The organism is Micromonospora sp. NPDC047074 (assembly GCF_040643815.1).
GTDB lineage: Bacteria > Actinomycetota > Actinomycetes > Mycobacteriales > Micromonosporaceae > Micromonospora.
On record NZ_JBEYVB010000005.1, the window covers coordinates 104,341 to 129,038 of the forward strand.

The 24,698-nt window shown below is 73.1% G+C and carries 19 protein-coding genes; 12 read left to right on the plus strand and 7 right to left on the minus strand.

All coding sequences use genetic code 11. The features are described from left to right. Positions 1-5 precede the first annotated feature (5 nt). Together ABZ809_RS10395 and ABZ809_RS10400 are read left to right on the plus strand one after the other, a co-directional pair. Positions 6-1,157, plus strand: coding sequence for an acyl-CoA dehydrogenase family protein (locus ABZ809_RS10395; protein ID WP_357562178.1), 1,152 nt, complete (start codon positions 6-8; stop codon positions 1,155-1,157). Further along, positions 1,154-2,176 carry an acyl-CoA dehydrogenase family protein gene (locus ABZ809_RS10400; RefSeq protein ID WP_357562179.1) on the plus strand — a complete coding sequence of 341 codons (1,023 nt, stop codon included), beginning with the start codon at positions 1,154-1,156 and terminating at the stop codon, positions 2,174-2,176. Before ABZ809_RS10395 ends, ABZ809_RS10400 begins: the two co-directional genes overlap by 4 nt. Before the next feature lie 61 nt (positions 2,177-2,237). On the opposite strand, the gene ABZ809_RS10405 is transcribed toward ABZ809_RS10400, so the two are convergent. Continuing rightward, a complete protein-coding gene (locus ABZ809_RS10405; RefSeq protein WP_357562180.1) occupies positions 2,238-3,332 on the minus strand; it encodes a sugar kinase in 1,095 nt (364 codons plus the stop codon). A gap of 3 nt (positions 3,333-3,335) precedes the next feature. Next, the gene (gene eda, locus ABZ809_RS10410; protein ID WP_357562181.1) at positions 3,336-4,001 is read right to left on the minus strand and encodes a bifunctional 4-hydroxy-2-oxoglutarate aldolase/2-dehydro-3-deoxy-phosphogluconate aldolase; all 666 of its coding nucleotides are present in this window, start codon (positions 3,999-4,001) and stop codon (positions 3,336-3,338) included. Between the two features lie 54 nt (positions 4,002-4,055). Between eda and ABZ809_RS10415 the strand changes: the two genes are divergently transcribed. Beyond that, complete coding sequence (locus ABZ809_RS10415; protein ID WP_357562182.1) at positions 4,056-4,832, plus strand: IclR family transcriptional regulator; 777 nt, start codon at positions 4,056-4,058, stop codon at positions 4,830-4,832. A 144-nt stretch (positions 4,833-4,976) separates the two neighbouring features. On the opposite strand, the gene ABZ809_RS10420 is transcribed toward ABZ809_RS10415, so the two are convergent. Next, complete coding sequence (locus ABZ809_RS10420; RefSeq protein ID WP_357562183.1) at positions 4,977-8,771, minus strand: S8 family serine peptidase; 3,795 nt, start codon at positions 8,769-8,771, stop codon at positions 4,977-4,979. Between the two features lie 176 nt (positions 8,772-8,947). Here ABZ809_RS10420 and ABZ809_RS10425 point away from each other — a divergent pair, with 176 nt between their 5' ends. The 3 genes from ABZ809_RS10425 (at position 8,948) to ABZ809_RS10435 (ending at position 14,938) form a co-directional block, all read left to right on the plus strand. Continuing rightward, positions 8,948-11,893: an AAA family ATPase gene (locus ABZ809_RS10425; RefSeq protein ID WP_357562184.1), complete on the plus strand. Its 2,946-nt coding sequence runs from the start codon at positions 8,948-8,950 to the stop codon at positions 11,891-11,893. Between the two features lie 196 nt (positions 11,894-12,089). Continuing rightward, positions 12,090-13,589, plus strand: a complete 1,500-nt coding sequence (locus ABZ809_RS10430; protein WP_357562361.1) for a ricin-type beta-trefoil lectin domain protein — start codon at positions 12,090-12,092, stop codon at positions 13,587-13,589. 86 nt (positions 13,590-13,675) lie between these two features. After that, entirely contained in the window at positions 13,676-14,938 is a 1,263-nt protein-coding gene (locus ABZ809_RS10435) for a family 16 glycosylhydrolase (RefSeq protein ID WP_357562185.1), read from the plus strand. 110 nt (positions 14,939-15,048) lie between these two features. Here ABZ809_RS10435 and ABZ809_RS10440 read toward each other — a convergent pair whose 3' ends face one another. Beyond that, positions 15,049-15,912 carry an aldo/keto reductase gene (locus tag ABZ809_RS10440; RefSeq protein WP_357562186.1) on the minus strand — a complete coding sequence of 288 codons (864 nt, stop codon included), beginning with the start codon at positions 15,910-15,912 and terminating at the stop codon, positions 15,049-15,051. Between the two features lie 56 nt (positions 15,913-15,968). After that, a complete protein-coding gene (locus ABZ809_RS10445) occupies positions 15,969-16,988 on the minus strand; it encodes a hypothetical protein (protein ID WP_357562187.1) in 1,020 nt (339 codons plus the stop codon). 124 nt (positions 16,989-17,112) lie between these two features. Here ABZ809_RS10445 and ABZ809_RS10450 point away from each other — a divergent pair, with 124 nt between their 5' ends. After that, complete coding sequence (locus ABZ809_RS10450; protein WP_357562188.1) at positions 17,113-17,739, plus strand: TetR/AcrR family transcriptional regulator; 627 nt, start codon at positions 17,113-17,115, stop codon at positions 17,737-17,739. 129 nt (positions 17,740-17,868) lie between these two features. On the opposite strand, the gene ABZ809_RS10455 is transcribed toward ABZ809_RS10450, so the two are convergent. Continuing rightward, on the minus strand, positions 17,869-18,810 hold the full coding sequence (locus tag ABZ809_RS10455; RefSeq protein WP_357562189.1) for a phosphotransferase: 942 nt from the start codon (positions 18,808-18,810) through the stop codon (positions 17,869-17,871). 172 nt (positions 18,811-18,982) lie between these two features. Between ABZ809_RS10455 and ABZ809_RS10460 the strand changes: the two genes are divergently transcribed. The 4 genes from ABZ809_RS10460 to ABZ809_RS10475 all read left to right on the plus strand — a co-directional run bounded on the left by ABZ809_RS10460 (position 18,983) and on the right by ABZ809_RS10475 (position 23,332). Next, positions 18,983-19,519, plus strand: coding sequence for a hypothetical protein (locus tag ABZ809_RS10460; RefSeq protein WP_357562190.1), 537 nt, complete (start codon positions 18,983-18,985; stop codon positions 19,517-19,519). Positions 19,520-19,733: 214 nt separating this feature from the next. Next, positions 19,734-20,633, plus strand: coding sequence for a bile acid:sodium symporter family protein (locus ABZ809_RS10465; RefSeq protein WP_357562191.1), 900 nt, complete (start codon positions 19,734-19,736; stop codon positions 20,631-20,633). Positions 20,634-20,715: 82 nt separating this feature from the next. Beyond that, entirely contained in the window at positions 20,716-21,198 is a 483-nt protein-coding gene (locus tag ABZ809_RS10470; protein WP_357562192.1) for an NUDIX hydrolase, read from the plus strand. A gap of 241 nt (positions 21,199-21,439) precedes the next feature. Next, on the plus strand, positions 21,440-23,332 hold the full coding sequence (locus ABZ809_RS10475) for an ATP-binding cassette domain-containing protein (protein ID WP_357562362.1): 1,893 nt from the start codon (positions 21,440-21,442) through the stop codon (positions 23,330-23,332). Here ABZ809_RS10475 and ABZ809_RS10480 read toward each other — a convergent pair. Continuing rightward, on the minus strand, positions 23,287-23,889 hold the full coding sequence (locus ABZ809_RS10480) for a GNAT family protein (protein WP_357562193.1): 603 nt from the start codon (positions 23,887-23,889) through the stop codon (positions 23,287-23,289). The genes ABZ809_RS10475 and ABZ809_RS10480 overlap by 46 nt on opposite strands. A 145-nt stretch (positions 23,890-24,034) precedes the next feature. Here ABZ809_RS10480 and ABZ809_RS10485 point away from each other — a divergent pair, with 145 nt between their 5' ends. Next, positions 24,035-24,658 carry a LysE family translocator gene (locus ABZ809_RS10485; RefSeq protein WP_357562194.1) on the plus strand — a complete coding sequence of 208 codons (624 nt, stop codon included), beginning with the start codon at positions 24,035-24,037 and terminating at the stop codon, positions 24,656-24,658. Positions 24,659-24,698 lie beyond the last annotated feature (40 nt).

Here is a 24,698-nt window from a genome sequence, read left to right on the forward strand (position 1 = left end):
CCGCGATGGGCAGCCGGTTGGTGCCGCCGGTGACAGCGCCGCCGCCGGAGCTGGCGGCCCTGCGGACGCAGGTGCGCGACTTCCTCCACCAGCAGATCGCGCAGGGCGTGTTCACCCCGGGCGTGGACACCTGGCTGACCCGCTGGGACGAGGACTTCACCCGCGCCCTCGCCGCCCAAGGCTGGGTCGGCATGACGATCCCCACGGAGTACGGCGGGCACGGCCGGACCTTCCTGCACCGCTTCGTCGTCACCGAGGAACTGCTCGCGGTCGGCGCCCCCGTGGCCGCGCACTGGGTCGCCGACCGGCAGATCGCGCCCACGCTGCTGAGGTTCGGCACCGAGGCGCAGAAGCGGCGGTTCCTGCCGGCGATCGCCCGGGGCGAGTGCTACTTCGGGATCGGGATGAGCGAGCCGGACTCCGGGTCCGACCTGGCCAGCGTCCGTACCCGGGCGGTCCGGGTGGACGGCGGCTGGCGGCTCACCGGCACGAAGGTGTGGACGTCGGGCGCGCACCGGGCGCACGCGTTCTTCGCGCTGGCCCGGTCCGCGCCGCTGGACACCGCCGACCGGCACGCCGGGCTGAGCCAGTTCATCGTCGACCTGCGCGGCCCCGGTGTCACCGTACGCCCGATCACCTCGATGAACGGCGCCCACCACTTCAACGAGGTCTTCCTGGACGACGTCTTCGTCCCCGACGACCTGGTCCTCGGCGAGGTCGGCGCCGGCTGGCGGCAGGTCAACTCCGAGCTGGGCTACGAACGCAGCGGGCCCGAGCGGTTCCTCTCCACGGTGCCGCTGCTCGCCGAGACGGTGGCGGGGATGCGCGCGGGCCTCCTGCCCCGGCACACCGACGCCGGGCGGTACGTGGCCCGGCTGGCCGGCCTGCACCAGATGTCGCTGGCGGTCTCCGGGGCCCTGGAGCGCGGCGAGCCGGCGGACACCGCCGCCGCGCTGGTCAAGCTGCTGGGCACGGCGACCGAGGGCGACATCGCCGAGTACGCCGACCAGCTCTCCGGCGACGGTACGGAGCTGCCGGAGCGGTTCACCGCCCTGCTCGCCGCCGGCCTGCTCCAACGGCCCGGCTTCACGCTGCGGGGCGGCACCAACGAGATCCTGCGCGGCGTCATCGCGCGGGGGCTGGGGATGCGCCGATGACCGGGCCGGAGCGGGTCGACCCCGCACTCGTCGACATGCTGGAATCGGTGTTCGCGGCGCACCGGCCGGCGCGGACCGAGGTCACCGCGACGCTCGACGTCGAGCTGTGGGGCCTGCTGGAGTCGCTGGGTCTGACCCGGCTCACCGGCGCCGAGCCGTACGGCGCGGGGGCCGGCTGGCCCGAGGCGGCGGCGTTGCTGGCCACGGCGGCCCGGCACGCGGTGCCGCTGCCGCTGGCCGAGCACGACCTGCTCGCGGGGTGGCTGCTGGAGCGGGCGGGGCTGCCGGCCGACGGCGCCCTGCGTACCGCCTGCGTGCTGGACGCGGACGGACGGGCCCGGGCGGTGCCGTGGGCGCGCGCCGCGACCCGCGTCGTCGTGCTGTTCCCCGACGGGGCCGGCTGGCGGGTCGCCGACGTGCCGGCCACGGCGGTCGCGGTGACCGAGGCGGACAGCATCGCGGGCGAGCCCCGCGACACCGTGGCGGTCGACCTCGCCCTGCTCGACGGGGTGCCGGTCGACGCGGACGTCGCCGACCGGCTGCTGCTGCGGGGGGCGCTCGCCCGGGCGGTGCAGATGTGCGGCGCGATGGAGCGGATCGTGGAGCTCTGCGTCGCGCACGCCACCGCCCGGACGCAGTTCGGCCGTCCGCTGGCGGCGTTCCAGGCCGTGCAGGCCCTGGTGGCGGACATCGCCGCCGAGTCGTCCCTGGCGCGCGTCGCCACGGACGCGGCGGTGGCCCGCGCGGCGGAGGACGACGACGGCCTGGCCTTCGCGGTCGCGGTGGCCCGGTCCTGCGCCGGTCACGCGGCGACGGTGGTGGTCCGCAACGCCCACCAGGTGCACGGCGCCATCGGCACCACGCTCGAACACGAGTTGCACGGGCTCACCCGGCCGGTGCTCGCCTGGCGCTCCGAGTTCGGCTCCGTCCAGCACTGGGACGACCTGCTGACCCGGGCCGCCCTCGACGCCGCCGGCGCCGACGGCCTCTGGCCCCTGATCACCCGCGCCGCGATGTAAGGAAGGGCACCTTCCTATCGCTTTTTGCATAGGAAGGTGCCCTTCCTTACCAGCGAGGGCGTCAGCGCTGGACGCGGGCGCCGGCACCCTTGACGAGCGCCTCGACCTCGCGGAGGTTGGCCATCGACGTGTCACCGGGGGTGGTCATCGCCAGCGCGCCGTGCGCCGCGCCGTACTCGACGGCCGTGGCGAGGTCGCCCTTCTCCAGCAGGCCGTAGATCAGGCCGGAGGCGAAGCTGTCGCCCCCGCCGACCCGGTCCATGATCTCCAGGCCGGGCCGGTGGGTCGCCTCGACGAACCGCCCGTCGGCCCAGGCGATCGCCCCCCAGTCGTTGACGGTGGCCGTGCGGACGGTACGCAGGGTGGTGGCGACGACCTTGAAGTTGTCGTACTCCTTGGTGGCCGCCTCGATCATCCGCTGGAAGTTGGCCACCTCCAGCTCGGACAGCGAGGCGTCCGTGTCGGGCACCTCGAAGCCCAGCGAGGCGGTGAAGTCCTCCTCGTTGCCGATCATCACGTCGACGTACCGGGCCAGCCGGCGGTTCACCTCCTGCGCGCGGGCCTGCCCGCCGACGGCCTTCCAGAGGCTCGGCCGGTAGTTCAGGTCGTACGAGACGACGGTGCCGTGCCGGGCGGCGGCGGCCATCGCGGCCTCCATCGTCTCCGGGGTGGTCTCGGACAGGGCGGCGTAGATGCCGCCGGTGTGCAGCCACCGCACGCCCAGCGTGCCGAACAGGTGGTCCCAGTCCACCTGGTCGGGCCGGAGCTGGCTGGCGGCGCTGTGGCCACGGTCGGAGGTGCCGACGGCACCCCGGACGCCGAAGCCGCGCTCGGTGAAGTTGAGCCCGTTGCGCACGGCGCGGCCGACCCCGTCGTAGGGCAGCCAGGTCACCAGCGACGTGTCCACCCCGCCCTGGAGCACGAGGTCCTCCAGCAGCCGGCCCACCTCGTTGTCGGCGAACGCGGTGACCACGGCGGTCCGCAGCCCGAAGCAGCGGCGCAGGCCGCGGGCCACGTTGTACTCGCCGCCGCCCTCCCAGGCCCGGAAGGTGCGGGCGGTGCGGACCCGGCCCTCGCCCGGGTCGAGCCGCAGCATGATCTCGCCGAGGGAGACCAGGTCGTACCGGCACTCGCCGGCCGGACGGATGGACAGCATGGGTCAGGCCTCCACGGCGGGTCGGGCGGCCTCGACGGCCGCGGCGGTGCGGGTGGCGACCTCGTCCCAGCGCCCGGCAGCGAGCAGGTCCGGGGCCACCATCCAGGTGCCACCGACCGCCAGCACGGCGGGCAGGGCGAGGTAGTCGGAGAGGTTGCCGGTGTTGACCCCGCCGGTCGGGATGAACCGCACCGAGCGGTACGGCGCGGCGAGCGCCTTGATCATCGCGACGCCGCCGAGCTGCTCGGCGGGGAAGAACTTGACCGTGTCGAGCCCGGCGTCGAGGGCCATCTGGATCTCGGTGCCGGTGGCGACGCCGGGGAACACGGGCACACCCGCCTCCTGGCAGCGCCGGACCACCGCCGGGGAGAACCCGGGGGTGACGACGAACCGGGCGCCGGCCTCCACGGCCCGGTCGACCTGGGCCGGGGTCAGCACGGTGCCGGCGCCGACGAGCAGGTCGGGTCGCTCGGACATGACGCGGATCGCCTCGGCCGCGGCGTCGGTGCGGAAGGTCACCTCGGCACAGCGCAGCCCGCCCCGCAGCAGCGCGTCGGCCAACGGGGCGCCGTCGCGGGCGTCGTCGAGCACGACGACCGGCAGGATCCGGGCCGCGCCGACGGCCGCGACGACCGCCTGCCTCTGTTCATCATTCTGTACGCCAGTCACATATGTGACCCTAGCGCTGCCGCCGGGCCTGTCAACCCCGCTAGAGTGGCGCCCATGACGCTGCCCGGCGGGTTCCAACCCGTGAAGTCCTCCACCCGGACGCTGGAGGTGTTGGAGGCACTGGCCGCCTCGCCGCAGCGGCGCTCCCTGGTCGACCTGGCCCGCGCGCTGGACATCCCGAAGAGCAGCCTGCACGGCATCCTGCGCACCATGGCCCAGCGCGGCTGGGTGGAGAGCGACCCGACCGGCACCCGGTTCGGGCTGGGGGTGCGGGCGCTCCAGGTCGGGGCCGCGTACCTCACCAGCGACGACACCGTGGGACTGCTCGGCGGGGTGCTCGACGACCTGTCCCGGCAGTTCGGCGAGACCGTGCACCTCGGGCGCCTCGACGGCGCGCACATCGTCTACCTCGCCAAGCGCGAGTCGGTGCACCCGCTGCGGCTCTACAGCGCGATCGGCCGGCAACTGCCGGCCCACGCCACCGCCCTGGGCAAGGCGCTGCTCGCCGAGCGCCCCGACGAGGCGCTCGACGGGCTGCTGACCTGGCCGCTGCCCGCCCTCACCCCGCACACCGTCACCGACCCCGACGCGCTGCGCGCCGAGCTCACCGCCGTCCGCGACCGGGGGTACGCGGTGGACCGCGAGGAGAACACCGAGGGCATCGTCTGCTTCGCGACGGCGGTGCCCCTCGGGTCGCCGGCGACCGACGCGATCAGCCTGTCGGTGCCGGTGGCCCGGCTGGACGCCGCCGGCGAGGACCGGATCGTGGCCGCGCTGCGCCGGGCCGTCGACCAGGTCGAGGCCGCGCGCGGCCTGCTCTCCACCGCCTGACCGGCACCGCTCCCCCGCCACCCGGCACACGGGCGCGCGGGGTGTGCGACGTCAGGGCCCTGACCCGGCACGAGATGCCGGATCAGAGCCCTGACCGCTTCGGAACCCGGTCGTCTCAGCCCAGGACGCCGGCCCTGCCCTGGGTCACTGCTGCCGCCAGGGTTCGACGTAGGCGACGGTGGTGAAGTCGACCTCCGGGGACCAGGGCAGCTGCCCGCCGGTCACACTCGACCCGGTGACGAAGACGCGGACCCCGGATTTGGGGGTGGCGTCCACGACGACACCGTACGAGTTGTCCGCGGCGCCGCCGGGCAGGCCGTCGTACCGGCCGGTCCACGTCGCCTTCCCGCTCGCGGCGTCGTACGCGATCGTCACGTAGTCGTCGTCGGGCATTTCCATGCCGTCGCGCACGGTCTTGTCGTCGGCGCTGCCGCCGGTGACGACGACCCTGCTCCCGTCCGGGGTCACGGCGAGATCCCAGGCGATGTCCGCGCCGTCGATCAGCCCGTTGTGGCGCTGCACCCACGACCGCTCGCCGGTGGCGGTGTCGTAGGCGATCGTGGTGAAGTCGTCGCCCGTCCCCTCCCCGGTGCTGTTGCCGGTCACGAACAACCTGCCGCCGTCCGGGGCGAGGGCGAGGGCGCGTGGGGCGTCCGTGCTGCGCCCGGGGCCGTCGTACCGGTCCGTCCAGAGCTCCTTGCCCGTGGCGGGGTCGTAGGCGATGGTGACGAGATCGCTGCCCGCCTCCGCCGTGTCGCTGCTGCCCGTGACGAAGACCGCGGTGGAGGACGCCACGAGGTCCGCCGAGATGTCGATTCCGTTCGACGTGCCGTTGTGCGTGGCCGTCCAGAGCTGCGCGCCGGTGCCGGCGTCGTACGCCACGGTGCCCCAGTCGGCCAGTCCCGTGTCCACTCCGCTGCTCTGGCCGGTGACGAAGACCCTGGCGCCGTCCGGGCTCACCCCGATCGCCCTGGCGTCGTCGGCGAACGGCCCCGGCCCGTCGTACGTGGTCAACCACTTCTGTGCGCCGGTGCCGGCGTCGTACGCGATCGTGAGGTAGTCGAGCTGGTGGTCGGGCAGCGCCGTGTAGCCGGCCACGTAGACGCTCTTCCCGTCCGGGCTGACCGTGAGCGCGTTGCCGAAGTCCGTCCCGCCGGCCTCCTTCCCGGTGTACCGCGCCTCCCAGAGCCGCCTACCCGTGGCGGCGTCGTAGGCGAGCGTGACGACGTCGCCGCCCGAGCCCTCCGCCTCGCTCATGCCGGTGATGAAGAGCGTGGAACCGTCCGGGCTCACCTTGATCGCCATCGGCTCGTCGTGCGTGGCCGCGGGCCCGGTGTAACCCGCGCTCCAGAGCCGGGCTCCGGTGGCCGGGTCGTAGGCGACGAGGGCGAAGCGCGGCCGGGGCGTGCCCCAGAGATCCTGGTTGCTCGCGCCCGCCACGTAGAGGCGCTTCCCCTTGGGGTCCAGGGCGACGTGCTGCGCGGTGTCGTCCAGGCCCGCCGCCCCGTAGCTGGCGGCCCACGTCTCGGGCACCGGGCGCACGACGACCGGGACGCGTACCCGGTGCTTGCCGTCGGTCCAGGTCAGCTGCCCGCCCTGGAAGCTGCTCACCGGTGCCGTGGTCCGGGCGAACGTGACCGTGAACGACTTCGTCTGTCCCGACTTCAGCGTGAGCCGCTTCGGGCTGACGGTGGCCGTGATCCCCTTCAGCCCGGAGACGGCGGCGGTGTAGGTCGCGGTCGAGCGGCCGACGTTCGTCACCTCGCGGGTCACCGTCCGGGTACCGGACAGCCTGCCGACCGAGATCGAGGGGCCATTCAGGTCGCTCGGGTCGAGCGACCGCCCCGAGCGGGACAGCCCGTCGCAGGTCTCGGCGGAGACGCCCTCGGTCGTGCCGCAGAGGAAGGCGAGCCAGTCGTCGACACCGCTGTCGTAGACCAGACCGGGGTCGGCGGCGCTGTTCGGCGTGACGTGTCCCGCCCCCTGCTTGAAGATCACTGACGGGTCGGTGCTGGGCCCGTCCCGGACGTCGGAACCGCTCGTCATCAGGGCCGACTTGATGGCCATCGGCGACCAGTCGGGGTGGATGTCCTTCAGCAGTGCCGCGAGTCCGGCGACGTGCGGGGCCGCCATCGACGTGCCGCTCATCATGCCGAAGTCGGCCCCGTTGCTGGCGGGCGGCGCCGTGGCCGCCAGGATGTCCTGCCCGGGGGCGATCAGGTCGGGCTTGAGCAGGTTGCCGCCGCCGGCGTACAGCGGCCCGCGCGAGGAGAACTCGGCGACGTACGGAGCCGGAGCGTCGTACCTGAGCGTCGCCTGGTCGATCGTCGCCGTCGCACCGGCGCTGGCGGCGTGGTCCTTGACGGCCTTGCGGTCCGAGTCGGCGAGGTGCACGGTGGGCACCGCGTGCAGGTCGGCGTTGAGCGAGCCCGCGTCCACGTTGGTCAGGACCATGCCCACGCCGCCCGCCTCGGCGACGGCCAGACTCTTGTTGCCCCGGGCCGTCTCGCCCCGGTCGCAGATGACGATCCTGCCCTTGACCTTCTCCGGGTCGAGCACCGGCTTGCCGCCGTTGTCCCTGGCCGCACGGCACTGCGCCGCGGCGACCGGGTCGGCGCCGGGAAGTCCCGCGGTCGCGGCGTCGACGAGGGGCGCGGGGCCGGCCTTCGCCGTCGCCAGCGAGGCGCCGCGGTAGGCGGCACCGTTGCCGAGCGTCACCGACGTCTCCCCGGTGCGGTTGTGGGTGCCGGCCGCGACCGTGGTCACCCACGGGGACGGGTGCGCCACGGTGGCGGCGGCGGGGCCGTCGTTGCCGGCCGAGGCCGCCACGAAGATGCCCGCCTGCGCGGCGGACAGGAACGCCACCTCCGCCGGGTCGAGGAAGTCACTGGTGGTCCCGGACACCGAGTAGTTGATGACGTCCACGCCGTCCGCCACCGCCTGGTCGATGGCGGCGACCAGGTCGGAGTTGTAGCCGTTGGCGGTGGACCCGTCCTGGGTCGACCAGAGCGCCTTGTAGGCGGCGATCCGGGCCCCCGGCGCCACCCCGCTGACCGTCCCGAACATCTGCGCCGCCCCGGTCGCGGCGACGTCGTGGTTACCCGCGGCCGTGGCGGCGGTGTGCGTGCCGTGCCCGTTGTAGTCACGCGGCGACAGGAACTCCCACGGCAGTTCCTTCTTCAGCGCGTCGTCGCCGCCCCATCCGGCGGTGAAGTGTCGCGCCCCGACCAGTTTCCCGGTGCACATCGTGGGATCCCAGGAACCGTCCGGGGCCTTCGCCTCGCAGGCGCCCTCGAAACCCCTGACCGGCGGCAGCGGCCTGCCCCGGCCGTCGCGGTCGGCGAAGCTCGCGCTCGTCGGCCAGATGCCGCTGTCGATCACGCCGATGACGATGCCGTCACCCGCGCCCGCGCTCTTTCCCCGCCCGTCGGGGCCGCCGAGCTGGTCCCAGACGCCGCCACGCGCGTCCAGGCCGAGGAAGGACGGCGTCGAGGACGTCTGCGTCGACACCTTCCTGTCCTCGGTCACCGAGACGACATCGGGCATCGTCCGCAGCCGCGCGACCTGGGACCCGGTCAGCTCCGCAGCGAACCCGTCGTAGGAGTAGACGTACTCGTAGAGCTTCCGGCCGCCGCCCACCTTGCCGAGCGCGGTGTCGTGCTGGCGCCGCAGGTGCTCGGCGTACCTGGTCACGGCGGCGGACCTGCGATCGACCTTCTGGCCCGGCTGCGGTTTCGTCCGGGGCAGCCCGGCCACCTCGCCCTCGTACGTCGCGACCGGGTCCAGCTTCATCTGCACGACGTAGGCCTTCCGCTCCTCCGAGCGGCCTTCCGCCGGGGCCGCGCCGGCCCGCGCCACCGAGCCGGGCCACACACCCCCGGCCAGCGTCAACGCGGCCACCGCCGTCGCCGCCGTCAGTCGTCTCTGTCTCAGGTCCATCCCCGCCCCTTACTGCACCGATGCTTCGGCCGTCGACGCTAGAGACAGTGGGCCGGACCGAGCCTCCGTACCGGATACCGATTTTTGACCGGCCGGTGCGGCTGCCCGTAACAGAAGATCCAGTAGCCTGAACCCGCAGCTAGATCGGGGTGACGCGAGCGGAGGGGACTGGCCCGATGCCTTTCAGACCGCCGCACGTCGCCTCCGCGGGAGCCCGGTCGGCGGTGCTCGTCGGCCGCCGGGCCGAGCTGGCGACGCTGCGCGCGGCCGTCGCCGCCCCGCCGTCCCTCGTCCTGGTGGAAGGCGAGGCGGGGATCGGCAAGAGCCGCCTGGTGGCGGAGGCGTTCGCGGCGCCCGACCTGGCCGGAACGCGCCGGCTGGTCGGCCAGTGCGAGCTGCTCCAGGAGCCCCTGCCACTGTCTCCTCTGCTCGACGCCTTCCGCCTCGCCGGCCCCGACCTCGCCCTGTCCCCGCCGAGCAACCCGGTGATCGGGGCGCTCGCGGCGCTCCTTCCCGAGATCGCCGAGCACCTGCCCGCGCCCCCGCCCGCGCTCGCCGACCAGATGGCGGAGCGGCACCGGGTGTTCCGGGCCGCCGTCGCGCTGCTCGACCACCTGAGCCCGCTGGTCCTCGTCCTGGAGGACGTGCACTGGGCCGACGGCGGCACGCAGGACTTCCTCGCCTTCCTGGCCGCGTACCAGCCGACGGAACTCTCGGTGGTCCTCACCGTCCGGAGCGGGGCGGGTCCGCTGCCGATCCGGGAGGCCTTCGCCCGGGCGCCGGCCGGACCGGCGCGGTCGATCAGCCTCGCCCCGCTGAGCCTGCCCGAGGTGGCGCAGTTCGCGAGCGGCATCCTGCGGGCGGACGTGCCGGCCGCCTTCGCCACCTCCCTGTACGAGAAGACCGGCGGCATCCCCTTCGTGGTGGAGGAGGTGCTCCGCACGCTCCCGGAGCACCTGCCGGCCGGCGAGATCCCCGGCCGGCCCGACGCGCTGGCCGATCTCGCCGTCCCGACGGTGCTGCGGGACGTGTTGTTGCAGCGCCTCGCCGCGCTCGACCACGAGGCACAGGAGATCCTCCGGGCCGCCGCCGTCATCGGCATGACACCCGACGAGAAGATCCTCGCCGAGGTCGCCGGCCACGGTCCGGCGGAGGTAGCCGCCGCCCTCGCGCAGGCGCAGGCTGCCGGCCTGCTGCACGAGCACGACGGTGGGTGCCGGTTCCGGCACCGGCTGGCCTGGCAGATCGTGTACGAGTCGGTGGCCACGCCCAGCCGGCGCTGGCTGCACCTGAAGACCGCTCGGGCCCTCCAGGCGACGGCCGGGCCCAGGCCGGTGGCCCGGCTCGCCCACCATTTCCGGCTGGCCGGGAGTGCCGTGGAGTTCGTGACCAACGCGGAGGCGGCGGCGGACACGGCACTCGCGCACGGCAACGACGCCACGGCGGCCCGGTTTCTGCTCCAGGCCCTGCAGAGCGGCGAGCCGGCCGGTGAGGTGCGGGTCAGGCTGGCCGTCAAGCTCGGCAAGGCGGCGGTCGACGGGCTGGCGCACACGCAGGCCGTGCCGATCCTCGAACGCCTCCTGGCGACCGAGCCGCTCCCCGCCCACCTGCGCGGCGAGCTGCGCTTCGCACTCGGGCGCCTGCTGCGCCAGCACGGTGAGGCCCGGGCGGGCTACCTCCAGATCGAGGACGCCGTCCACGACCTGGCCGACCGGCCCGGACTGCTCGGCCGGGCGCTCGCCGTGCTCGCCGCGCCGGACACGGTGGTGGACCGGCACTTCAGCCAGCACGCCGTACGGTGTGACCAGGCCGAGGAGGCCGCGCGCCGCAGCGGCGAGCGGGACGTCCACGTCGCCGTACGCATCACCAGGGCCTCGCTCCTGCTGGAGCAGGGCGACCCGGCGAGCTGGCGGCTGATCGACGACCTGCTGCGTGACGACGCCCTGCGGTCCGTGCCGAGGGAACATGCCCGCGCCTGCCTCAACTGGGCCCAGGCCGCTCTCCACATCGGGCAGTTGAGGCGTGCGGAAGCCCTGCTGGACGAGGGACGCCGGACGGTTCACCAGGCCGAGTACCTCCGGGTGGCGGAGGTCGTCGAGTTCCTGACGGCCGCCGTCGACCACGCCGCCGGGCGGTGGCAGGGGCTGGCGGAACGCCTGCACGGCCTCCACCCCGCACTCGAGTCGCCGCCCCAGGGCACGCTCCACTTCGCCGCCGCCTCCTTCGACACTCAACTGCTGCGGGGCACGGTGCTCGCGGCCACGGGTCCCGCCAGGGAGGCCACGGCGAGCCTGGAGGACGTGATCGCGCTCGCCGGGCGGGCCGGCGCCGTGTGGCCGCTCATCTCCGCCCGGGCGACGCTGTCCCGGCTGTTGCTGACGTCGGGCGACGCCGGGGGCGCGGCCTCGACCGCCACCGCCGCGCTCGTCGACGTACGGGCCAAGGGCAACTGGGTGTGGGGTGCCGAGTCGGTGCTGTGCCTGGTGGACGCCCTCGACGCCACCGGACGGGCCGACGAGGCCAGTTCGCTCGTGGACGAGCTGGCCGGGCGGTTGGCCGACGCCGACGCGCCGATCGCCCGGGCCGCCCTGCTCAGCGCCCGGGCCGTCCTGCTGCGCGCCCAGGGTAGCCAGCGGCAGGCCGAGCGGGTGTTGGAGGCGGCGCGTGACCGGCTGGCCGAGGCCGGGCTGCGCTACCAGGAGGCCACGGTCGTCGAGCGCCTGGGGCGTTGGCGGTGCGAGCGGGGAGCCGCCGACGGCGGGCGCATGCTCCAGGACGCGCTGCGCGCGTACGGGGGATTCGGCGCCGACCACGATGTCGCGAGGATCTGCCGGGTCATGCGGAACAACGGGGTGCCCATCCCGTATCCGTGGCGCGGTGGACGCCCGTCGCACGGCCAGGTGCTGTCGTCGCGGGAGCACGAGGTGGCGCTGCTGGCGGCGGACGGGAGAACGAACCAGGAGATCGCCGGGGATCTGTTCCTCTCCCGGCGTACGGTCGAGAGCCACGTCGCCAGCGTGCTGCGCAAGCTCGGCTGTCGATCGCGCAAGGAACTCCAGGCGATGATGCGCCGGCTGCCCGCTGACCTCGGTCAGGACGTCGTGCGGCTGGGGCGGGGCTAGCCGGCGGCGGCTTCGGAGAGTCGCCTCCAGTTCACTGGAAACCTTCTTGACAAATGAGTCAGAATATCGACAGACTTCGTCGTGAGAGCGCTCTCCCACCCCCGCGTCACCCACCACCGCCGTACTGGAAAGGACGCCTGTGTCCCCAAGACTGCGCGTGCTCGGCCCCGTCGCCGCCGCCCTCCTCCTCGTCGGACTGTCGCCGACGGCCGGCCACGCGGGCGAGGCCCGCCCCGCCGCCGCACCGGCCCACGACACGGCCGTCGCGGCCGACCCCACCCCCGCCATGGTGGAGGCGATGCGCCGCGACCTCGGGCTCACCGCCGCGCAGGTCGGCGAGCGCCTGCGTACCGAAGCGGCGGCGCCGGTCGTCGAGCGGCGCCTGCGCGCGACGCTCGGCGCCGCGTTCGCCGGCGCGTGGATCCCGCCCGGCGGGCACCGGCTCACCGTCGCCGTCACGGACCGCGCGCTCGCCCCGGCCGTCCGCGCCGAGGGCGCCGACGTCGCGGTGGTCGCCCGCGACGAGCGCACCCTCGACTCGGTCAAGCGGGCCCTCGACCGGCGCGCCGCCGACGCCGACCCCCGCGACGTCCACGGCTGGCGCGTCGACGTCGCCCGCAACAGCGTGGTCGTCACGGCCCGCCCGGGCGCCACCGCCAAGGCGATCGCGTACGCGCGGGCCGCCGGCGTGCCCACGGGCGCGATCCAGGTGGTCACCTCCGCCGACGCGCCCCGCCCGCTCTACGACATCCGGGGCGGCGACCAGTACGTCATCAACGGCAACACCCTCTGCTCGGTCGGCTTCGCGGTCGTCGGCGGCTTCGTGACCGCGGGCCACTGCGGCGGCGTCGGCAGCCCCACCCTCGGCTACAACAACGTCTCCCAGGGCACGTTCGCGGGATCGTCGTTTCCCGGCAACGACTACGGGTGGGTGCGCACCAACGGCTCCTGGACCCCGCAGCCCTGGGTGAACAACTACTCGGGCGGCAACGTGACGGTGGCCGGCTCGCAGGACGCGGCGATCGGCAGCTCGGTCTGCCGCTCCGGGCGGACCACCGGCTGGCGCTGCGGAACCATCCTGGGCCGCAACGAGACGGTCAACTACCCGCAGGGCGCGGTGTCGGGCCTCACCCGCAGCAACGCCTGCGCCGAGGGCGGCGACTCCGGCGGGGCCTGGGTCTCCGGCAACCAGGCCCAGGGCGTCACCTCCGGCGGCTCCGGCAACTGCTCCACCGGCGGCACGACGTTCTTCCAGCCGGTCAACGAGATCCTCGGCGTCTACGGCCTGACCCTGGTGACCACCGGCGGCGGTGGCGGGAGCCGGCTGATCAGCAACTGGAACAACCGGTGCATCGACGTGCCGAACTCGAACTTCTCCGACGGCGTGCCGTTGCAGACCTGGACCTGCAACGGCACCGGCGCGCAGTCGTGGACCTTCACCGGCGGCACCCTGCGTACGCAGAACAACAAGTGCATGGACGTCGCGTGGGGGTCCACCGCCAACGGCGCGGTCATCCAGATCGCCAACTGCAGCGGCAACCCGGCCCAGCAGTTCGTCCTCTCGGCGGCCGGCGACCTGGTCAACCCGCAGGCGAACAAGTGCGTCGACATCAAGGAGTGGAACAACTCCGACGGCGCCCGCCTGCACCTGTGGGACTGCAACGGCGGCGCCAACCAGAAGTGGCGGCGCGGCTGAGCGGCACCCGTCCGCCAGCACGCCCGCACCGACCGGCCGATCGTCCGCGCGAGACATCGCGCCGGCATCGTCGAAGGAGGTCCTACATGTTCGGAGTCCGTACCCGTCGACGGCCGTGGGCGCTCGCCCTCGCCGCGACCGCGATCATCGGTGCCACGGCGGCTCTCGCCGTGCCGGTCCATCCCGAGCCGGCGCAGGCCGCCATCGGGGGAATCACCTGGCAGGACGAGTTCAACGCGGCGGCCGGCACGCCCGTCAACCAGAGCAAGTGGCGCTTCGACATCGGTGGCGGCGGCTGGGGCAACAACGAGCGGCAGTACTACACCAACAGCACGAGCAACGCCGTGCACGACGGCCAGGGCAACCTGGTCATCACCGCCCGCCGGGAGAACCCGGCCAACTACCAGTGCCACTACGGCCGGTGCGAGTACACCTCGGCCCGGCTGCTCACGGCGGCGACGTTCACCCAGGCGTACGGCCGCTTCGAGGCCCGCATCAAGATCCCGCGCGGGCAGGGCATCTGGCCGGCGTTCTGGATGCTCGGCAACGACATGGGCAGCGTGGGCTGGCCGAACGCGGGCGAGATCGACATCATGGAGAACATCGGCCGGGAGCCGAACACCGTCTACGGCACGATCCACGGCCCGGGCTACTCGGGCGGCGGCGGCATCACCGGCAGCCGCACCATCGGCCAGCCGCTCGCCGACGCCTTCCACACCTACCGGGTGGACTGGGAGCCGAACTCCATCATCTGGTACCTCGACGGTGTCGAGTTCCACCGGGTCGACCCGGGTCGGCTCGGCGGCAACCGCTGGGTGTTCGACCACCCCTTCTTCATGATCCTCAACGTGGCCGTGGGCGGTAACTGGCCGGGCTACCCCGACGCCTCCACGCAGTTCCCGCAGCAGATGCTCGTGGACTACGTCCGCGTCTCGGGCTACACCTCGGGCGGCAACCCGCCGACGGGCACGAACGCGATCCGGGGCGCGCTCAGCGGACGCTGCATCGACATCCCGAGCGCCAACCCGGTCGACGGGGCCAAGCTCCAGATCTGGGACTGCAACGGCACCGCCGCGCAGGCCTGGACGTTCGCGTCCGACGGCACGATCCGGGCGATGGGCAAGTGCATGGACCCGGCCTGGGCCGGCACGGCGAACGGCACCGAGGTCAACCTCGTCACCTGCAACGGCAACCCGGCACAACGGTTCACCCTCAACGCCGCCGGTGACCTGGTCAACCTCAGCGCCAACCGGTGCGTCGACGTGCGGGACCGCAACCCCAACAACGGGGGCAAGCTCCAGTTGTGGGACTGCACGGGCGACGCCAACCAGAAGTGGTCCCGCGTCTGACCCCTCGGGCAGCACGCGGGCGCCGGCAGGGTCGGCCGAGGGCAACACAGCCTCGACCGGCCCTGCCGGCTCGCGCCGACACTTCCGGTGCCACCGGAAGCGTCCCCCCGTCAGGCCAGCTCGGCCAGGTCCTCGGCGGTGAGGCGGAGGCCGGCCGCCGCGACGTTCTCGGCCAGGTGGTCGGGTGAGCTGGTGCCGGGGATCGCGACGGTGACCGGCGACACGGCGAGCAGCCAGGCCAGGGCGACCTGGGCGGTGGTGGCCCCGTGGCGGGCGCCGACGTTCGCGAGGGGAGCCTGGTCGAGCGGGTCCCTGCCACCACCGAGCGGGAAGAACGGCACGTACGCGATGCCGTCCCGCTCGCACCGCGCGAGCACCTCGGCGTCGCCCCGGTGGTGCACGTGGAAGTGGTTCTGCACCGCGGCGACCGGGGCGATGGACCGCGCCTCGGCGAGCTGGGCCGCGTCGACGTGGCTGACGCCGAGATGCCGGATCAGCCCCTCGTCACGCAGCTGGGCGAGGGCGGCGAACCGGTCGCCGATCGACTCGCCGCCCGGCTGGCCCATGCCACCCACCCGCAGGTAGACCAGGTCGAGGCGGTCCCGGCCGAGGCGGCGCAGGTCCTCCTCGACGAGGCCGCGCAACTGCGCGGCGGTGGCCTGCCCGGTGGGCACGACGCCGCCCTCCAGCAGCGGGCCGACCTTGGTGGCGATCACCAGGTCAGCGGGGTACGGGGCCAGCGCCTGCCGGATCATCTCGTGCGCCTGGAGGTCGCCGAACCCGTAGAAGCCGGCGGTGTCGAGGTGGTTCACCCCGAGGTCCACGGCGCGGCGCAGCAGGGCGACACCCTCCTCGGGCTGCCGGATCCGGCCGCCGAGGGCCAGCCGCATCGCGCCGAAACCGAGCCGGTCGACCGGCAGGTCGCCACCCAGCTGGAAATCGGGGGCCACGGTCGGATTCTCGTTGATCGTCACTACGACACGTCCTTCTCGGGGAACGCACGGCCACGTCGTGGCGTGCGGGTGGGATTTCAGCGGCGGTAGCAGTCGGCGAGCGCGGCGAAGGCGGCCTTGGGCTCCCACCGCAGGCCGGGATACGTCTCGCCCGTACGGTCCTCGAAGACCTTGACCACGCCGTAGCTGGCCATGTCGAAGTCGCTCCGGGGATCGTCGTGGTGCGGCAGGTCGTAGCGCGCGAAGGTGTTCGCGAACGCGCTGTCCACGCCCTCGGTGGTGAAGACGTCCAGCAGTTCACGCAGGTAGGTGGCCTGTTCCTGTTCGTCGCGGGTGTGCTCGCCGACGAGCCGGAGCGCCCTGCCGTCCGCCCGCCACTCGACGATCGCGTCGCCACGGCCGCCCTTGGCCGCGGCGCCGCGGTGGGTGGTGCAGCCGAACTCGGTGATCGCGAGCGGCTTGCCCTGCCCGACCGCCGCCCGGATGCTCTCGCGGAACCCGGCGGCGATCTCCGCGTTCCGGTAGCCGGCGTCGGAGGAGACGATGTCGAAGGGTGCCCAGTCGACGCCGTCGAGCGGCAGGGACGCGTAGCTGACCCGGCCGCCGAACCGGCCCCGGACCACCTCGACGGCCCTGCCGAGGAAGTCGTTGACCCGCGCGGGCACCTCGGCCAGCACCTCGCGGAGGCGGTGCGGCTCGGCCAGCAGCGCGAGCCGCTCGTCGAACACGTCGCCGGGCAGGAACCCGACGGTGAACAGGCTCAGCTCGGAACCGGTGAGGAGGACGACCTCGGCACCGTCGCGGCGCAGCCGCTCGGCACGATCCGCGCTGTCGGCGAGGAAGTCGAGCAGCTCGCCGGTGGTCAGGTCGCAGGTGAACGGCGAGTACCAGATCTCCAGCCCGGCCTCGGCGGCATCCCGGGCGGCGATCTCCAGCCGGTCCTGGCAGCCACCGGTGACCCGTACCGCGGTGCAGTGCAGGTCGGTGCGGATGACCTGCATCTCGCGCCGGACGACGTCGAGGTCGAACGACCTGCGGGTGCTGTGGCCCGGCCGGGCGACGAAACCGGTGTCGTAGGTGATCCCTCTGCCGCGCATCATTCCCCTTCCACCGGGCCGCGCCCGACCGCTCACGAGTACGGTACGTACCGTACCCTAAGACGCGTCAGTTTCCCATCCCCACACCCGCCGTCAGGTACGCTCCGTACCCGAAAGGAACGGGATGGCCGACCAAGCGACACCCGGCTCGACACCACAGCCGCAGCGGGCGCCGGGCAGACGGCGCGGGGCCGCGCTGGAGCAGGCGATCCTGCGCGCGGCCATGGAGGAACTCACCGAGAGCGGCTACGCCGGAATGACCATGGAACGGGTCGCCCACCGCGCCGGCACCAACAAGAACGCCATCTACCGCCGCTGGCCCACCCGGGCCGCGCTGGGCATCGCCGCCTACCGGCAGTTCGTCGTCACCAACACGCAGATCCCGGACACCGGCAGCCTGCGCGGCGACGCGCTGGACCTGCTGCGTCGGGCCAACAGCACCTTCTCGTCGCGCATCGGCGGCATCCTGCGCGCCCTGCTGGCCGGCGCCCGCGACGACCCGCAACTGCTGGCGCAGCTCCAGGAACGCACGGCCGACGCGGGAAGCGCCGTCTGGCTGACCGTCCTGGCCCGTGCCGTGTCGCGCGGCGAGGTACGACCCGAGGTCCTCAATCCACGCGTCGCCACCGTCGCCGTCGTGCTGCTGCGCGACGAGTTCATCACCCGCGGGCACCCCGCCGTGCCCGACAACGTCCTCACCGAGATCATCGACGAGGTCTACCTGCCGCTGCTCCGCGGCGTGGGTGCGTGACCTCCCGCGAATCCGGGTCGGTCGGCGGTCGGGCAGCCCCTCAGCGGCCGTACCGCGCCGCTGCCCCCGTTCGACCGTCTGGTGTACGACCAGGCCCGGCTCGCGGACCTGGTCGACTTCGACTACCTGTCACACCCTGTCCGGCACGCCACCCCCAACCCAACGCCGGACCTGCTCGGCCGCCTGGTCGGCAACGGCATGCCCCACGGGTCGGGTCACGAGGTCACTCAACGCGAACATGTCCAGGACCCGCCCCACATAAGCCCAGTTCTCGACCAGGGCCAGGTCCGCAGGCTGCTGCTCAGCGAAGCCCGCGCGGAAGCCGTCCAGGAATCCGGCGGGATAGTCGGCTCCGAACCGGGCCATGTTCGCGACGTCGCCATACGGACAACCGGAATAGCTGAACTCCCAGTCGAGCAGCGCATCCACCCGCCAGCCGCCGCCCGCGCGAGAGACCAGGATGTTCTTCGGGTTGATGTCGGCATGCACCAGCCGGGTGTGACCGTCGACGCCTTCCAGCGCCGACGAGTGAGCCGCGCACAACTCCACCCAGGCGCGACGCGTCTCGCCGTCGAGCCGGCCCTCGGGAACCGCGGCCATACAAGCCTCGGCGACCTCAACCAGTTGCTGCGACCACGGGTTCTCCTCCTTGACAGTGAGGTCCCCGTCAACAAAGAAGCCTCGTCGGTCGAACGCCACCACAGCGACCCGCGCGACGACCCGTCCGACCTCAGCCCCCAGCTCACCCGCTTCCACCTGACCAAGATCGCCCTTGGCGAGCACTCCGCTCAGAGCATCGCCGTCCACATACTCGATGACCATCGCCGGCCGCACGCTCTCGTCTTCACCGGGCATGACCAACAGGACGTCCGGAACTGGCACCTGCCGACGGGCGGCGGCCATGACCCCGGCCTCAATCGCCGGGTCCGTTCCTCCGAACCGGGCAACGACCTGGCCGTCAGCAAGCGTGAGCAGGCACGTCTCGTGGGAGAAGCCGCCCGCCAACACGGATGTCGTCACCACCTTGCTACCCAGTGCCGCCGCGATGCCCTCGAGTTCTTCGATCCGCATCCGCCCAGCCAATCAGGACGGTAAGACATCCAACCGACCGAAGTTACGTGCCGACGTACCCAGCGACCGCTGCTCCGCGGCGTGGCGGCACCCGCGCCGCCCGCAGGATGGGCCCCGCCCGGTCGCGGCCTTGCACTGTTTGTCACCCCGTCGGGTTGGGCAAGGGACCACCGTGACCCGCCCCGATGAACCCCGCACCGTCGAGTTCAGACGGTCGGCCCGCCGGCTGGTCCTGCGGATGACCCTGGGGCTGCTCGCCGCCGCAACGATCGGGATCGTCGTCAGCCTGGCGCGGGGCCGGCCGTGGTGGGACTTGCTGTGGGCGCTGCTGCCGTACCTCGCGGTCTTCCACATCTCGCCGCTACCGACCCCGCCGGGAGGCAGCCAGCGGACACGGCTGCCGGTGCGGCTCGACGACCAGCGGCTGGAGGTGTCGGGCCCCGACGACACGACCCTGGCGATCGACTGGTCGAACGTCGAGCGCGCCGAGATCCGCGGGCGGCTGACGCCGTCGCTGCACGTCGAGCCGGTCGACCCGGAGCTGACCCGACCACCGATGAGGCGATGGCAGTGGGCCGGGTACGGGCAGAGCCACCCGTACGAGATCGTGGTGCCGCTCACCGACGTGACGCCAGGCCCGGGTGTGCTACGCCGCGAGTTGGCCCGGCGACTGCCGGGGGCCACCCCGGAGGACGCGGTGGGGGCGTGACAGACCCTCGCTCGCGATGATTCCGTTCGTCCAGCTCAGGCTGCGGCCAGTGGCCCTTCTGACAGGCGTCGCGGCTTCCGCCCCACCGTCCGGGCCGACCGCCTCGGCACGGGCCCATTGACGACGATCTGCGCACGATGCAAGATGCGGGCACACCGTCGTGGTGTGAGGATCCGGTGATCCCTGGCGTACCGCCATCAGGAGGCCCAGCACCGTGAACACTGGTCTTTCGCTCGTGCTCTTCCCCATCGCGCTGGGCATCGTCATGCTCGGGCTCGGCCTCACCCTGACCATTGCCGACTTCCGTCGCGTCGTAGCCTATCCCCGCGCCGTGATCATCTCCCTGGTCTGCCAGATGGTGGTCCTGCCGGCCGTCTGTCTGGGCCTGGTGCTCGCCGCCGACCTGCGCCCGGAACTGGCCGTCGGAATGATGTTGCTCGCCGCCTCCCCCGGCGGCAGCACCGCCAGCCTCTTCAGCCACCTGTTCCAGGGCAACGTCGCGCTCAACGTCACCCTGACCGCCATCAACTCGGTGCTCGCCCTGTTCACGCTGCCGGTGATCGTCAACCTCTCCGTCGCCGCGTTCATGGGCTCGGACAGCTCGCTCGGCCTCCAGTTCGACAAGGTGCTCCAGGTGTTCGCCCTGGTGCTCATCCCGATCGTGATCGGCATGGTCATCCGGCAGCGGCGTCCCGCCTTCGCCGCGCGCATGCAACGACCGGTGAAGATCCTCTCCATCGTGGTCCTCGTCGTCGTGATCATCGGCGCGGTGCTCGGCGTCAAGGACGAACTCGCCGCCACCATCGGCGCGGTCGGCCTCATCGCCCTGCTGTTCAACCTGCTCAGCCTGGCCATCGGGTACGCGGCGCCGCGCCTGCTGCGGGTCGGGCACCGGGATTCCGTCGCGTCGTCGTTCGAGATCGGCGTCCACAACGCCACCCTGGCCATCACGATCGCGCTCAGCCCGGCCCTGTTGAACAACACCGACATCGGTATGCCGCCGGCGATCTACGGCATCCTGATGTTCTTCACCGCCACCGCCTTCGGCCTGGTCGCCGCCCGCCGCTCCCGGGCCGCGGACGATCCGACCCCCCAGCCCGCCCCGGCGGCGTGAGCGAGCACTGAGACACACCGTGCGAGCGGCGGCGTCGCACCGCCGCTCGCGCGGGTCACCGGGTTTCCCCTAGTGTCCGGTCATGACGCCTGAAGGCCCCGACTTCACGGCCGGACTGCCCCGCAAACGGATGGGCGCCGGCCTGCTCGTGACCGACTCCGCCGGCCGGGTCCTCCTCGTCGAGCCGGCCTACAAGACGACGTGGGAGATTCCCGGCGGGTGCGTCGAGGCGGACGAGTCTCCACACCGGACGGCGGCCCGCGAGTGCCGCGAGGAACTCGGGCTCACCATCGAGCCTGGGCGGCTGCTCGTCGTGGACTGGGTCTCCCCGCAGCACGGCCGGACCGAGGGCGTCATGTTCGTCTACGACGGGGGCCGGCTGACCCCGTCGCAGACCGACGGGATCGTGTTGCCGCCCGCGGAACTGCGGAGTTGGTCGTGGTGCGACCGGCGGGAGGCCGACGGGCGCCTGGTTCCGGTGCTGGCCCGGCGGGTCGCGGAGGCTCTCGCCGCGCGCGACGAGAGCGGCACCCGCTACCTGGAGGACGGCTTCCGGGTGAGCTGACCCGTCCGGGATCCGCCTCTCTTCCCTGCCACGAGGGCTGGACCAGCGCGTCGTCGACAGTGACCATTGGTAGCTGTTCGAATACCTTGGGTTGGATGCTCCACTCCCCACCGCCGCCCGACCCGCTACCGCCGCTCACGTCACCCCGCAGCGAGGAGGCACACCCGTGACCGGAACCGCCACCCGGACCGAACGGCAGAGCACGTCGGAGCAGCCAGACCCGGCACGGGCGGAATCGGTCCTGCCGGAGCTGCGGACGATGTGGTGGGAGACCGGCCTGCGGGCGCGGGCGGAGGCGGGCCTGTTCGCCGTGGTCGCCGAGCTGCCCCGGCTGGTCTGGGCGGCGCTGCGGATCAGTTGGCGGGCCGACCGGATCCGCACGTCGGTCGTGGCCGCGACCACGCTCGGAGCCGGGGTGATGGTCGCCTTCGGGCTGCTCGCGACCCAACGGGTGCTGGTGGAGCTGTTCGCCGGCGGCCCGACCGCCGGCAAGGTGGTCGCCGCGCTGCCCGCGCTCGCCGTGCTGGCGGGGGCGACCGCGCTGCGCGCCGGCATGGCCACCGCCATGGGGTACGCGCAGAACGGCCTGACCCCGAAGGTCGACCAGGAGGTGGAGCGGGGCCTGTTCGAGGTGACCACCGCGGTGCGGCTGGAGGCGTTCGACGCCGACGCGTTCGCCGACGACATGGAACGGGCCTCCCGGGGCGCGGATTCCACGACCGGGCTGGTGCAGGCGTCGATGAACCTGATGGCCGGCCTGGCCGGGGTCCTGGCGGTGGCGGTCGCCGTCGTGGTGATCCACCCGTTGCTGCTGCTGGCGTTGCTGGTCGCGACGGTGCCCAACGCGTGGGCGTCGCTGCGGGCCGGGCACCTGCGGTACCGGACATACATCGCCGGCTCGGTGCGCCGACGGCGGCTCTGGCTGCTGCACCAGCTGATGGCCGAGCGGGACTCCGCGCCGGAGCTGCGCTCGTACACGCTGCGCCGGTTCCTGCTCGACCAGTACGACCGGGTGATGGGGGTGGAGACCGCCATCCAGCTCACCCTCGCCCGCCGGGTCACCACGACCACCACCGTCGGGGCGATGATCGGCGGGCTTGCCACCGGCGTGGTCTACGTCCTGCTCGGGCTGCTGCTCGTCGACGGCCAGATCCCGCTCGCGGCGGCGGCCACCTGCGTGATCGCGGTGCAGTCGGCGCAGCGCTCGCTGTCGGTCGTCACGTTCCAGATCGACCGCGTCTACACCGAGGGTCAGCACTTCGGCGACTACACCGGGTTCATGAGCCGCGCCACCGCCTACCTGCCCGATCCGGCCACGGCCGGCACGGGCGTCGCACCCGACCCGTTGCGCGAGCTGGCCGTGCGCGACGTCAGCCTGCGTTACCCCGACCGGGACAATCCCGCCGTCGACGGGGTCACGCTGACCATCACGGCGGGGCAGACGGTGGCCTTCGTCGGCGAGAACGGCTCGGGCAAGACCACCCTCGCCGCGATGATCGCCACCCTGCGCGCCCCCGGCGAGGGGGTCATCTGCTGGAACGGGCGGCCCCTGGCCGAATTGGACCCCGACGGGCTGCGGGCCCGCATCGCCGTGGTCACGCAGGAGTACCACAAGTGGCCGTTCACCGCCGCGACGAACATCGCCATCGGCGACATCGACGGCGAGGCCCGGCAGGACCGGATCGAGGCCGCCGCCGCCCGCGCCGTCGCGCACGACATGATCCGGGAGCTGCCCCACGGGTACGAGACGCTGCTCGACCGGACCTTCGCCAACGGCCAGGACCTCTCCGGCGGCCAGTGGCAGCGCATCACGGCGGCCCGGGGCTTCCTCCGGGACGCCGAGCTGCTGATCATGGACGAGCCGTCCTCCGCGCTCGACCCGCGCGCCGAGGACGCCCTGTTCCAGGCCATCCGCGACCGGCAAAGCCGGGCCACCACCATCCTCATCACGCACCGGCTGGCCAACGTCCGGCACGCCGACCGGATCTTCGTGCTGCACCACGGCGCACTGGTCGAGGCCGGCAGCCACGACGAACTCGTCGCCGCCGGCGGCCGGTACGCCGAACTGTTCGCCCTCCAGGCCGCCGGCTACGACGCCCGGCCGACCGCCCCGGAGGCTTCCCCCGCCGCCTGATCGACGACCGCCCGGCACCTCGGGTCGATCTCTTCCGGCAGCAGCGAGCCGACCCAGGCGTCGACCCACGTCCCACGGTGCCGCAACCGTTGCCGCAACGTCGCCTCCACGACGAACCCGGCCCGCTCCGCCACCCCGCGCGACGCCACGTTTCCCACCTCGGCCCGCCACTCGATGAGCCGCAGGCCGAGCCGGTCGAATCCCCACCGGCACACCGCACGCACCGCCTGCGTGGCCACGCCGCGCCCGCGAGCCCTGGGGTCCACCCAGTAGCCCACCTCGGCGAGACCGGCCCCCGGCAGCCCCAGGCCGACCCGGCCCAGCCGGGCACCGGTCGCCGCCTCCTCGGCGAGGAACTCCGCCCGCCGCCCGGCCCGCCAGCCGGCGACGGCCACCTCGCGGACGAAGAACTCGGCGTCCTCGAAGCGGTACGGCGAAGGAAGCTCCACGAACTGCCTCATCGCCGGATCCAGCGACACCTCGTGGACCCACGGGGCGTCGGTCAGCGCGAACGGTCGCAGGACCAACCATCCGGCGGAGATCGTCGGCGGTTCCATCCGGACAGTCTGGACCATCACCGCCGCCAGGAGGGCGCGAGCCGTGCCGCCGCGGTGGGCGACGAACCGCTACTTCTCTTCGACCGGGCCACGCGGGAGGGTATTGCTGTCACCACTTCCTGCCGCCGGTGCGAGGAACGTCGCCATGCCCACCCGCCTGCCCGTGTTCATCGCCACCACCTGGCTGCTGGCCATGCTGCCCGGCGCCGGGCAGGCGCTCGTGCTGCGGCAGATCCTCGACGGCGGCCGGCACCGGGCCTGGGCCAGCATCGCCGGCACCTGCACGGGCCTGTTGATCTGGACCACGGCCGCCGCGGCCGGGCTCTCCGCGATCCTGCTCGCCAATCCGCACGCCTACGCCACCGTCCGCGTCGTCGGCGGCGTCCTGTTGGCCGCACTCGGGGTGGGCACGCTACTGGCCCTGCGCCGGCAGGACACGGCGACAGCCCACGTGGAGAACGCCACCCGGAGGGGGTACCGGCGGGCGTTTCTCGCGGGCCTGGCGACCAACCTCGGCAACCCCAAGGCGGGGGTCTTCGCCATCTCCCTGCTGCCGCAGTTTCTCACCGCCGACGGCCCGGTGTTCGCCTCCAGCATCGCCCTCGGCGGCCTCTGGGCCCTCGTCACCGGATGCTGGTACCTGCTGTTCACCTGGGCTGTCGACCATGGCCGCGCCCTGGTGACCCGGCCCGCGGTTCTCCGGCGCCTCCAGGTGCTGACCGGATGCACGCTCGTCTGCCTCGGGGCGGCGGTGGCCGTCGGCGCGTGACCCGTGGGGTGGCCACCGGGAGGGACCGTACCCGCAGGCA

What these genes read in the sequence shown, in the direction of transcription:
- ABZ809_RS10395 (WP_357562178.1), top strand. Translation starts at nt 6, where the DNA reads ATGGGCAGCCGGTTGGTGCCGCCGGTGACAGCGCCGCCGCCGGAGCTG.
- ABZ809_RS10400 (WP_357562179.1), top strand. Translation starts at nt 1,154, where the DNA reads ATGACCGGGCCGGAGCGGGTCGACCCCGCACTCGTCGACATGCTGGAA.
- ABZ809_RS10405 (WP_357562180.1), bottom strand. Translation starts at nt 3,332, where the DNA reads ATGCTGTCCATCCGTCCGGCCGGCGAGTGCCGGTACGACCTGGTCTCC.
- ABZ809_RS10415 (WP_357562182.1), top strand. Translation starts at nt 4,056, where the DNA reads ATGACGCTGCCCGGCGGGTTCCAACCCGTGAAGTCCTCCACCCGGACG.
- ABZ809_RS10420 (WP_357562183.1), bottom strand. Translation starts at nt 8,771, where the DNA reads ATGGACCTGAGACAGAGACGACTGACGGCGGCGACGGCGGTGGCCGCG.
- ABZ809_RS10425 (WP_357562184.1), top strand. Translation starts at nt 8,948, where the DNA reads ATGCCTTTCAGACCGCCGCACGTCGCCTCCGCGGGAGCCCGGTCGGCG.
- ABZ809_RS10435 (WP_357562185.1), top strand. Translation starts at nt 13,676, where the DNA reads ATGTTCGGAGTCCGTACCCGTCGACGGCCGTGGGCGCTCGCCCTCGCC.
- ABZ809_RS10445 (WP_357562187.1), bottom strand. Translation starts at nt 16,988, where the DNA reads ATGCGCGGCAGAGGGATCACCTACGACACCGGTTTCGTCGCCCGGCCG.
- ABZ809_RS10450 (WP_357562188.1), top strand. Translation starts at nt 17,113, where the DNA reads ATGGCCGACCAAGCGACACCCGGCTCGACACCACAGCCGCAGCGGGCG.
- ABZ809_RS10455 (WP_357562189.1), bottom strand. Translation starts at nt 18,810, where the DNA reads ATGCGGATCGAAGAACTCGAGGGCATCGCGGCGGCACTGGGTAGCAAG.
- ABZ809_RS10470 (WP_357562192.1), top strand. Translation starts at nt 20,716, where the DNA reads ATGACGCCTGAAGGCCCCGACTTCACGGCCGGACTGCCCCGCAAACGG.
- ABZ809_RS10480 (WP_357562193.1), bottom strand. Translation starts at nt 23,889, where the DNA reads ATGGAACCGCCGACGATCTCCGCCGGATGGTTGGTCCTGCGACCGTTC.
- ABZ809_RS10485 (WP_357562194.1), top strand. Translation starts at nt 24,035, where the DNA reads ATGCCCACCCGCCTGCCCGTGTTCATCGCCACCACCTGGCTGCTGGCC.